The organism is Geothrix terrae (assembly GCF_022808775.1).
Taxonomy (GTDB): Bacteria; Acidobacteriota; Holophagae; order Holophagales; family Holophagaceae; genus Geothrix; species Geothrix terrae.
The window spans coordinates 661,333-671,540 of the sequence record NZ_JAKZLA010000001.1; the positions used below are offsets into that span (position 1 = coordinate 661,333).

Here is a 10,208-nt window from a genome sequence, read left to right on the forward strand (position 1 = left end):
GGGGAAATGACCAGCGCCTCTGAGAATCAGGCAAAATCCTTGGCCACGGCGGCCACGGCCTGCTTGAAGTGGGCCAGCTCTGGCTCGCCGTGGGCGGCGCCGAGGAAGGCCACTTCGTAGCCGCTGGGCGGCAGGTAGACGCCCTGGCCCAGCAGGGCCTTGTGCAGGCGGTTGAAGGTGCTGATGGCCTCGCCCTTCACGGCGTCGCTGCGGCGCACACCGTCCTGGAACAGGGGCCACAGCAGGCTGCCGTAGCGGGGGCAGTGGAGGCCGGGGATGGCCTCGAAGGCGGCGGCCCACTTGGCGGCGTTGGCTTCCAGCTCGGCGTAGAAGGCCGGGGTCAGTTTCTCCATGGTGGCGAGCCCCGCAGCCATGGCCACAGGATTGCCCGACAGCGTGCCCGCCTGGTAGACGGGGCCGTCCGGCGCCACCACGCCCATGATGTCCTTGCGGCCGCCGTAGAGGCCCACGGGCATGCCGCCGCCGATGATCTTGCCGTAGGTGGCCAGGTCGGGCGTGATGCCCAGGCGTTCCGCCGCGCCGCCGGGGGCCACGCGGAAGCCGCTGATGACCTCGTCGAAGATGAGGACCACGCCGTGCTTGGTGCAGAGCTCCCGCAGGCGCTTGAGGAACTCGGGCCGCTGGAGCAGCAGGCCGTTGTTGGCGGGGATGGGCTCGATGATGGCCGCAGCCAGCTCATTGCCGATCTCGGCGAAGGTGCGCTCCAGAGTCTCCAGGTCGTCGAGCGTGACCACGGAGGTCAGCTCGGCGATGCCCTTGGGCACGCCCGCGCTGGTGGGGGCGCCGAAGGTGATGAGGCCCGATCCCGCCTTCACCAGCAGGCCATCGCTGTGCCCGTGGTAGCAGCCCTCGAACTTCAGGATGCGGTCCCGGCCCGTGAAGCCGCGGGCGGCGCGCAGGGCGGACATGACGGCTTCCGTGCCCGAGGACACGAAGCGCATCTTCTCCACGAAGGGCACCATCGCCTTGATCTTGCGGGCCAGGGCCAGCTCGCGGCGGCTGGGCGCGCCGAAGGTGAGGCCCTCCTTCATGGACTCGGTCACTGCCGCCAGGATGTCCGGATGGGCGTGACCCAGGATCAGCGGACCCCAGGACATGCAGAGGTCGAGGAAGCGCTGCCCGTCCTCGTCTTCAAACCAGGCGCCGCTGGCCTTCTTGAAGAACTTGGGCGTGCCGCCCACGGCCCGAAAGGCCCGCACGGGGCTGGAGACGCCTCCGGGGAAGTGGGTCAGGGCTTCGGCAAACAGGGTGTCGTTGCTCACGAGATCCAGCCTTTCTCCACGGCCTCGCGGCCGGCGTAGGTGACGATCATGTCGGCGCCGGCGCGCCGGATGGCGATGAGGTGCTCGTACATCAGCTGGTCGCCGTTCACCCAGCCCAGGCGGTCGGCGGCCTTCACGCTGCTGAACTCGCTGGACACGTGGTAGGCGCAGATGGGCGCCAGGGTGCGCTCCCGCAGGCGCCAGATGAGGTCCAGGTTCGGCAGGGCGGGCTTGACCATGAGCATGTCCGCGCCCTCGTCGATGTCGAGCAGCGCGTCCCGCAGCCCCTCGCGGGCGTTGCGGGGGTCCATCTGGTAGGTCTTGCGGTCGCCGAATTTCGGGCTGCTGTGGGCGGCCTCGCGGAAGGGGCCGTAGTAGGCGCCGGAGTGCTTGATGGCGTAGCAGAGGATGCTGGTCTGGGTGAAGCCGTTCTTGTCCAGGAGCTCGCGGATGGCGCCGGCCCGGCCGTCCATCATGTCGCTGGGGGAGGCCACATCGGCGCCCGCCTCGGCGTGGCGCAGGGCCATCTCGGCCAGGATGGGCAGGGTCTCGTCGTTGCGCACCACGCCGTTCTCGTCCACGATGCCGCAGTGGCCGTGGCTGGTGCAGCCGCAGAGGCAGACATCGGTCATGACGATGAGGTCCGAGCCGAAGGCCTTCTTCAGCGCCTTCACAGCCACGGGCACCACGCCGTTGTGGTCGCAGGCGTAGCGGGCATCGGGGGTCTTGGAGGCATCGTCCGGCACGCCGAAGAGCAGCACGCTGGAGAGCCCCTTCTTCAGATCCTTCTCCACCTGCCGGACCGTCTCCTCCACGCCGGCATTGACGATGCCGGGCATGCTGGCGATCTCGGTGCTGCCCGCCTGGGGCGTCACGAAGTGGGGCTGGATGAGGTGGCGCGGCCGGAGATCGGTCTCGGCGACCAGGTTGCGCATGGCGGCGCTGGTGCGGAGGCGGCGGGAGCGGTTCAGCATGGGGACTCCTCCTTCTTCAGGTGCTGCGCGAGCATGGCCCAGAGCAGGCTGGGCTTGGGTTCGCAGTGGGCGTGCGCGGGCGCACCCGCCCGCGCGAAGGCTTCGGCGGTGGCCTCGCCCCAGGCGAAGCGCTGCACGTCGAGGGCGATGGGCGCGAGGATTTCCGCCTGGAAGGGGCTCAGGGCGAGCACGCCCGCCACGTCCGGCAACGGCGGGAAAGGATCGCGGGCCACCTCGCGGTGGGTGATCCAGGGATGGATCCGCCAGGCGCTTCCCCGGGTCGCCGCTTCCAGGTACTCGCGGCTCCGCTCACCCCGGGCCAGGATGAAGTCGCCGCCCTCGGGGAACCGGGTGCGAAGGAGGTCCCACAGAGCCTCGGCCCGGGCCTCGGCGGGGAGGTGGATCTCCAGGTCCTCCCGTCCCAGGGCCTCGGCCGTGCCAGCCCCCTGGAGCAGACAGACCGTTCCGGCCGGGAGAACCGCAGAGGCGACCTTGGCGCCGGCGGGACTCAGGGCCACGAAGGCCTGGGCCGCTTCGAATGGCATCGGGAGGGCCTGGGCCATGACCTTCAGGCTGGTGAAGGCATAGGGCACGGGCTCCCAGCCGGCTTTGCGCACCGTGTCCGCCAGCGGATGCTGGGCGGGCCTGGCCAGAGCCAGGCGGGGCGCGGCCGCGGAGGTCATGACAGGCCGATGCCCTGGAGGACGGTCTTCAGCAGGGCCGCGTCATTGGTGCCTCGTGCCTCGGCGCGGCGGAGCTCCCCTGCCGGCGCGTAGGCCGCGCGGAGCAGCAGGGTGCCGTCCGCCTGCGGGGTGGCCAGGGCGCCCAGGGGCTGCTGGCAGCCGCCGCCGATGCCAGCCAGGACCTGGCGCTCCAGTGTGACGCAGCGGGCGGTCATGGCGTCGTGAACCTCGGCCAGGACCTCCACGAGATCCGGCCGATCGGCCCGGGCCTCGGCCAGGAGGGCTCCCTGCCCCGGCGCCGAAGGCAGCTCCTCGGGCGTCAGAGGGCGGACGGTGAGGCCGGACAGGTCGAGCCCCAGGCGCTTGAGGCCGGCCGCGGCCAGGAGCGTCGCATGGAGGGGCGCGTCCCGCAGGACGCCGTCCCGCACCCGCTGGAGGCGGGTCTGGACGTTGCCGCGGATCCAGGTGAACTGCGCCTTGGGGAAGAGCTGGCTGAGGACGCGCTCGCGCCGCACGGCGCTGGTGCCGATGGTGAGATTCTCGGGCGCGTCCGGTCGCATCACCAGCCAGTCGGAGGGGTCCTCCCGCTTGGGGATGCAGGCGGAGACGATGCCCGCGGGGCGCTCAAGGGAGACGTCCTTCAAGCTGTGGATGAGGAGGTCGGCCGCGCCGGCGGCCATGGCGTCCTCCAGTTCCTTGGTGAAGAAGCCTCCGCCCACCTGCTTGTCCAGGGGGCCCTGCAGCCACTGGTCGCCGGAGGTGGAGAACTTCCGCCAGGACACTTCGTAGCCCTTCGATTCGAGGAACCTCACCAGAGGCTCGGCCTGGCCCACGGCCAGGGCGGATCCGCGGGTGGCGACGGTGACGTGCTTCATGATTTGGCTGCCTCTCCGTTCGGGTCCGGTTTGGGCTGGGTCTGGATCAGGGCCCGGAAGGCCAGGGTCCGGCCCCTGGTCAGGATTTCCTTGAGGGCCTCACGCTGGCTCTCGTCCAGCCCTTGCATGGAATCTTCAAGGGCCTTCACTTCGGCCTCCAGGGCTCCCCAGGCGGAATCCAGGCGCTCCTGGGCGGAGGCCAGGTGGCGCTTGTGGCCCCGCGCATGGGCGCGGTGGCGCAGGCGGCCGGCGGCCCCCACCAGGAAGGCCTCGGCCTTGGTGGCTGCCTCGGCGCGCTGGGCCCGGGCGGTGGCGGTCTGGGCCAGGAAGGCCGAGAGGTCCACACGATGCACCCAGGGCAGCTGCTCCAGGCCGGGCTCGGAATCCGGCGGCAGGGCCAGGTCGAGGATGCGGAGGAGGGGACGCTTGAGGGTCTGCCATGCGTCCAGGGTGAAGATCGGCTCGGGCGCGGCCGTGGCGCTCACGATGGCCTGGAATCCCGCAGGGTCGCGCTGGAGCACGGGCAGGTCCACCACCGCCAGGCCCAGGGGGTCCGCCAGGTCGTGGGCCTTGCTCTTGGTGCGGTTGGCGACGGACACCTTGAAGCCGCGCTCCGGCAGGCGCTCGGCCAGGTACTGGGTCATGGGGCCCACGCCCACCAGGGCGATGGCGGAGCCCTCCGGCAGCCCCTCGCAGAGGTGCTTGAGGGCCACGGTGGCCACGCTCACGTTGCCATCGGCCAGGCCAAGGCGGGACCGCAGGCGCTGGCCTTCGCGGATCACGTCCTCGAAGACCGCCTGGGCCTCGTCGCCGGCCACACCCACCTGGCGGGCCTGCTCGAGGGCGTCCTTCATCTGGCCAGGGATCTCGCGATCACCCAGGTTGGCGGACTCCAGCCCCGCAGACATGGCGAGCAGGTGCACCCAGGCCTCTTCGCCTTCATAACGGCGCACGCCCATCCCCGGATCCAGCGCAGAGGGGTCGCCACCCCACACCATCCAGAGCACGCGCTGGCAGGTGGCCAGGTACACCAGCTCCCGGGCACCGGTGGCACGCTGCCAGTCCCGCAGGCGGGCCGGCACGCCATCTCGCACCACATGCTGGGCCACCTGCTCCAGGTCATGGATGGGAGCGTGGAAACTGAGGAGGACGGGTTCCATATCGGATCCGATTGTCAATTGGCCCTGGGCGGGCAAGGTCATCAGTTCGTCATGGCGCCACGAACGTGGCGGTCATCACAACGATCATCCCCGGAACAACCCCTCGATGGCCTGCCAGTCCCATTCCGCCAGCGGGGCCACCGAGCCCTCCCGAAGCGCCTGCTGGGTCAGCCAGGCGTCGTAGACCACCAGGGCGCACATGGCTTCCGCCACCGGCACAATGCGCGGCGCGATGCAGGGATCGTGGCGCCCCTTGGTCGAGATGTCCGCGGCATGGCCGTCGCGGTCGATGGTCTTCTGAGCCTTCGAGATCGAGCTGGTGGGCTTCACGGCCAGGCGCACCACCACCGGGGCGCCGGTGCTGATGCCGCCCAGGGTGCCGCCGGCGTCGTTCTTCAGCGGCCCCTCCGGTCCCAGCGGGTCGTTGTTCTCGCTGCCGCGGCGGCGGGCGCTCTCGAAGCCCGCGCCCAATTCCACGCCCTTCACGGCGCCGATGGACATGCAGGCCAGGGCCAACAGCCCGTCCAGCTTGCCGAAGGCGGGGTCACCCAGCCCCACGGGCAGCCCTTCGATCCACACCTCGCAGACGCCCCCCACGCTGTCCCCGTCGGCCAGGGCGGACTCCACGGCAGCGCGCTGAGCCGGGAAGGTCGCGGGATCCGCCACCCGGAGAGGATTCGATTCCACGAAGGCCCAATCCACTTCGGTTCCGCCGATGCCCGCGATCTCGCGGTTGAAGCCGCGCACCGTCACGCCCAGCTCGGCCAGCCGCTGCCTGGCCCAGGCGCCGGCGGCCACGCGGGCCAGCGTCTCCCGGCCACTGCTGCGCCCGCCCCCGCGCGGGTCGCGGATCCCGTACTTGCGGTCGTAGGTGAGATCCGCGTGGCCGGGCCGGAACAGATCCGAGATGGCCTTGTAGTCACCGCTCCGCTGGTTCTCGTTGAACACCACCAGGGCAATGGGATGGCCGGTGGTGCGTCCCTCGAAGACACCGCTGAGCACCTGTACGCGGTCCGCTTCATTCCGTGGCGTCACCAGGTCCGACTGGCCGGGACGGCGGCGATCCAGTTCTCTCTGGATGGCCTCCAGATCGAAGGGCAGCCCCGGCTTCACGCCGTCCATCACCACCCCGACCGCCGCCCCGTGGCTTTCGCCGAAGGTGAGGATGCGGAAGGTCCGGCCGAAGGAAGAAGGGGAATCGAAGAGCATATAACCGCCTTTGCCCCAGGTTACACTCGGTAATCAGCCCATGGTCTGGATGGTCCAACCGCGGTCCGTTCCGCTCGACCGCCCCAGCTCTTCTCCGGATCTCCTCAGCGATGTCCATACGACCGCTCCGCCTTATTCTCCTTCTATCGGTATGTCTCGGCGGCCGAGAGGCTCTTTGCCAGACACCGATGGCCTCCGACCGCTCTGAGGCTGTTCATGATGAATGGCTTGCCTCGGCGTTAGTGCGCTCCCTCCCCTCCAGGCCATCGGAAGGCTTCAGTCTCTCGGCTGGATTGCTCTCGGTATCCAAAGATGCGGATGGGCCCTGGATGCCGCTGATCCATGGGGTGGGCCAAGGATCCGTCACCTCTGGGCACGGACTGATGGCAGGCGGAACGTGGAGCCGCGATGGATGGGAGATCTCTGCTCTCGGAACCGCCCTGAGGGACGTCGATGATCACCTGACCCGAGGCAGGCTGCTGGAGTTCAGCCTGGTGAAGCACACTCAGGGAGGATGGCGCTGGGGCCTGGAGAAACAGCCATTCCAGTGGGGCTACGGTCTGTTCGGAGGCTACCTGGTCGGGGACGCACACGATCCGGTCCCGAGGCTTGTCCTCGAAAGCCCCTCCGTGGACCTCCACCTGTTCGGCGTACCCCTCGGAAGCTGGGGGTTCGAGACATTCCTGGGACGCCTGGAGTGGGACAGGCAGGTCCCTGCATGGATATCCAACCCTGGGACGGTTCAGCAAAGTCTGGAGGCACATGGAGACATCCGGCGGCCCAACTTCAGTGGACTTCGCCTCAAGGCCGCCTTCGGACCGAATGTCGATATGAATTTCGGTGTCGTGTCCAGATGGGGGGGCGTCGACGCCCAGGGCCGCAACATCCTGAATGGCCTTTCCTGGTGGAACTACCCTTTGGGCTACCTGGGCGCCGAAAACATACTTGTGGCCGAAACCACTGGCAATGCCCAAAATCCGGACCCCTCCCAGCGATTCACGCCACCTTCCAGCTACCACAACATTTCCAATGCGGTGGCGAACGTGGAGCTCAGAATCCGCTTTCCAGAGACCGCAGCCCGGTGGTTCGGAGCCCATGGCATGGCCATCCACCTTTCCCGGGGCGCCAACAACGTGAACTGGCAGTGGAGAGACTTCCTGCGGCATCCGTTCTCCGCCTGGAGCCATGACCTCAGTTTCGCGGCCCGCAAGCTGGGGAATGGCAGGCTTGCCGGCTCCTCTCCCGATAGCCTGTGGGGCTGGGCTTACGCCGAAGCCACGCCGAGTCTCGTTCACATCAATGACACCATTGGAGTTCAATGGGTGTTCGACCACTGGGATCTAGGGTTCGAGCTTTCCGACCTCCACAATCAGCCTTACCCGGCTTCGACTTTCCGTACGTATGGGAATGGACGGTTCCTTTCCGGTCATTCCCGGTACGGGGACAGCCTGGGCCAGCCGCTTGGGGGGGAGGTCTACTCGCAGGGGGTCAGCGTCGGCCTTCGTTTGCCCGGCCAGGGCCGTATGCGCCTCCAGGTCCTGGACGCCATTCGCTTCGACCGCGATTCGCCCGAGACAACTTCAAATTTCACACCCGGCGAAGACGACCATTTCTACCACGTTCAACTAGAGGCCCAGTGGACCCTTTCGCTCGGGCGATTCGGTGGCAGTTTCGCCTTTGAACAGCACCAAGCCGACCTCTTCATTCCGGGGAACCGCCGCTCCAATTGGATCTTGAGCCTCGGCTATGCCGTCCGGGTAATGAACAGACCCTAGCCCATGGGAGAGGTGTCCAGCTTAGGTCCATGGCCATAGCGCCTGGGGTTCAGCAGGCGCTTGAGCTTCAGTCCCCAGAGGAAGCGTAAGGCTCTCATGATCGGCCTCTTGGAGGCGCGTAGGTTGATGAAATATAGGCTGTCTCTCCGTTGCAGCAGAAGGGAGACCAGACGCGGGGCCATCCAACTCTCCTGCCAGTCGTCCCAGGCGGCCAGGAGCGCCTTGAAGTATGGACGGTGGGAGCTTGGGTAGTCAGCCATGGCCGAAATCAGATCCCGGCGGCGGCTCAGCTCCAGCAGACGGAGGACCTGGGGCCTCTGCTGACGGGAACGCCCCGAAAGATCGGTCTGCGCGGCTGCATGCTGGCGGTAGTGGACCCAGGGTTCCGGAACGAAGACCACACCCTCGGTAGAAACGGCCACAAAGGCAAGCCACCAGTCATGGAAACATCCGGCAGGAAAGGGCAGCGCGCGTTCCATCAGGCTCCTGCGGATCAACATGGCGTGACCCGAAATGCAATTGGAGAACACGAAAGCCGCAGGATCGTGGCCTTGGTACATGTTGAGCACATCGGATGCCCTCTTCTCCAGAGAACGGCCATCAGCGCTCATGAAGAGCGAGTCGCAGTAGGCCAAGGCATGATCGCCGATGGCGTCATGGAGGCCTTTCAGTTTGGTGGGACACCACCAGTCATCCTGATCACATGGGGCGATAAAGGCGCCTTTCGTGAGGGTGAGGGCCTTCTCAAAATTTAATAAAAAGCCGAGATTTTTTTCATTAAAATATACTGATATTCGCTTATCCCGCGATAAATAATCCATTAAGATGTCCCGGGTACCATCCGTAGAACCATCATCTACAGCCACGATCTCCAAGTTCTCCCAATCCTGAGCGAGCAACGAGTCTAATTGCTTCGCTAGAAATGGAGCCCCGTTGTAGGTGCAAAGGGCGATGGAGATAAGTGGCTGTCTGGACATCGCGGTGGACTGCTCCCTCTTGAATGATGTATCTTGTTTCCCGGCTAACCAACTATCGTTTTGGATGGGGTCAGGCGAGCTATCTGCGAACTAGACGTGGAAGCTGTATTCGATATATTATAATACAATAATCTTCGGAGGAAATGGTGGCCCATCGGGAACAATTTGAGTTCATCCAGCATGTCCAATCCCTATTTCCAGAACGATTCACTTCGCAGCGCGTGCTGGAGGTGGGCAGTCTGGATATTAATGGGAGCGTCCGAAGTTTTTTTACCAATTGCGATTACATCGGGATTGACATCGCCGAGGGCAAAGGAGTCGATATCGTTTGTGAAGGCCAGAGATACGACGCGCCAGATGCATCCTTTGACATGGTAATTTCCTGCGAGGCTATGGAGCACAACCCCTTCTGGAAGGAAACCCTGGACAACATGATCCGCCTGGTGCGCCCGGGTGGCCTTGTGGTCATGACGTGCGCCACATTGGGGCGCGAAGAGCATGGTACCGCCGCCTCCGAACCGAGTTCCTCCCCCCTTACCGTGGAAAAAGGATGGAACTACTACCGCAATCTGACGCCTTCCGATCTCAAGGAGGTACCAGGCCTTAAACTGTTGGCTGGATGGGGACATGCCAGCAATTGGGATTCCTTCGACCTATATTTCGTCGGCATCAAGACGCCTGCACAGAACGATTCACTCGATCGCTTAAATAAATTATTTAGTTTCTACCGCAAGCGATTCTGGACAACGCTTAAATGGATTCGCCGTGCACCTCGTAAATATTTAATTCATATGTTCTTTGGCAAAAAATAGCACCCAACGCTAGATCGTAGGATTTTCCAGCACGGATCTCGGGTGACAGATGAGCCCGAGGTATCCCAACGCCTCGGCTATAAGTACCATGCCACCGTGTTCCGCAACCCCGTTTTGAAGGCCACCTCGGCCTTCCATGCCAGCTCGGCGCGGATTTTGGTGGCATCGATGGCGTAGCGGCGATCGTGACCGGCGCGGTCCTGGACAAAGGTCTTCAGCTTCCGGCTGGTGCCCTCCGCGCGCCCCAGATGCGCATCCACCAGGTCGCAGAGCAGATCGATGAGGGCCAGGTTCGTCTGCTCGTTATCGCCGCCCACACAGTAGGTCTCGCCTGCCGTGCCCTTGAGCATGACGGTCTCCAGGGCGGCGCAGTGGTCCTCCACGTAGAGCCAGTCTCGGATGTTCATCCCGTCGCCGTAGATGGGGATGGGCTCCCCCTTGGCCATGCGGGTGATGGCCA

10 protein-coding genes are annotated in these 10,208 nt (G+C 65.6%); 2 read left to right on the top strand and 8 right to left on the bottom strand.

The window, feature by feature from the left end:
- Positions 1-26 precede the first annotated feature (26 nt).
- The 6 genes from hemL to aroC all read right to left on the bottom strand — a co-directional run bounded on the left by hemL (position 27) and on the right by aroC (position 6,184).
- Positions 27-1,283 carry a glutamate-1-semialdehyde 2,1-aminomutase gene (hemL, locus tag MLE42_RS03085; RefSeq protein ID WP_243286406.1) on the bottom strand — a complete coding sequence of 419 codons (1,257 nt, stop codon included), beginning with the start codon at positions 1,281-1,283 and terminating at the stop codon, positions 27-29.
- A complete protein-coding gene (gene hemB / locus MLE42_RS03090; protein WP_243286407.1) occupies positions 1,280-2,257 on the bottom strand; it encodes a porphobilinogen synthase in 978 nt (325 codons plus the stop codon). The genes hemL and hemB overlap by 4 nt, the downstream gene beginning before the upstream one ends.
- A complete protein-coding gene (locus tag MLE42_RS03095) occupies positions 2,251-2,940 on the bottom strand; it encodes a uroporphyrinogen-III synthase (protein WP_243286408.1) in 690 nt (229 codons plus the stop codon). The genes hemB and MLE42_RS03095 overlap by 7 nt, the downstream gene beginning before the upstream one ends.
- Positions 2,937-3,815 (bottom strand): hydroxymethylbilane synthase, encoded by an 879-nt coding sequence (gene hemC / locus MLE42_RS03100; protein ID WP_243286409.1) that lies wholly within the window; start codon positions 3,813-3,815, stop codon positions 2,937-2,939. Before hemC ends, MLE42_RS03095 begins: the two co-directional genes overlap by 4 nt.
- Positions 3,812-4,975: an NAD(P)-binding domain-containing protein gene (locus tag MLE42_RS03105; protein ID WP_243286410.1), complete on the bottom strand. Its 1,164-nt coding sequence runs from the start codon at positions 4,973-4,975 to the stop codon at positions 3,812-3,814. The genes hemC and MLE42_RS03105 overlap by 4 nt, the downstream gene beginning before the upstream one ends.
- Before the next feature lie 84 nt (positions 4,976-5,059).
- Positions 5,060-6,184 (bottom strand): chorismate synthase, encoded by a 1,125-nt coding sequence (aroC, locus tag MLE42_RS03110; protein WP_243286411.1) that lies wholly within the window; start codon positions 6,182-6,184, stop codon positions 5,060-5,062.
- Positions 6,185-6,513: 329 nt separating this feature from the next.
- On the opposite strand from aroC, the gene MLE42_RS03115 reads away from it, so the two are divergent.
- Positions 6,514-7,959: a capsule assembly Wzi family protein gene (locus tag MLE42_RS03115; protein WP_243286412.1), complete on the top strand. Its 1,446-nt coding sequence runs from the start codon at positions 6,514-6,516 to the stop codon at positions 7,957-7,959.
- On the opposite strand, the gene MLE42_RS03120 is transcribed toward MLE42_RS03115, so the two are convergent.
- Entirely contained in the window at positions 7,956-8,936 is a 981-nt protein-coding gene (locus MLE42_RS03120) for a glycosyltransferase (protein ID WP_243286413.1), read from the bottom strand. The genes MLE42_RS03115 and MLE42_RS03120 overlap by 4 nt on opposite strands.
- A 146-nt stretch (positions 8,937-9,082) precedes the next feature.
- Here MLE42_RS03120 and MLE42_RS03125 point away from each other — a divergent pair, with 146 nt between their 5' ends.
- Positions 9,083-9,748, top strand: coding sequence for a class I SAM-dependent methyltransferase (locus MLE42_RS03125; RefSeq protein WP_243286414.1), 666 nt, complete (start codon positions 9,083-9,085; stop codon positions 9,746-9,748).
- Between the two features lie 77 nt (positions 9,749-9,825).
- On the opposite strand, the gene MLE42_RS03130 is transcribed toward MLE42_RS03125, so the two are convergent.
- Positions 9,826-10,208 (bottom strand): GDP-mannose 4,6-dehydratase (locus MLE42_RS03130; RefSeq protein WP_243286415.1); only part of this gene is annotated, 383 nt, incomplete at its 5' end.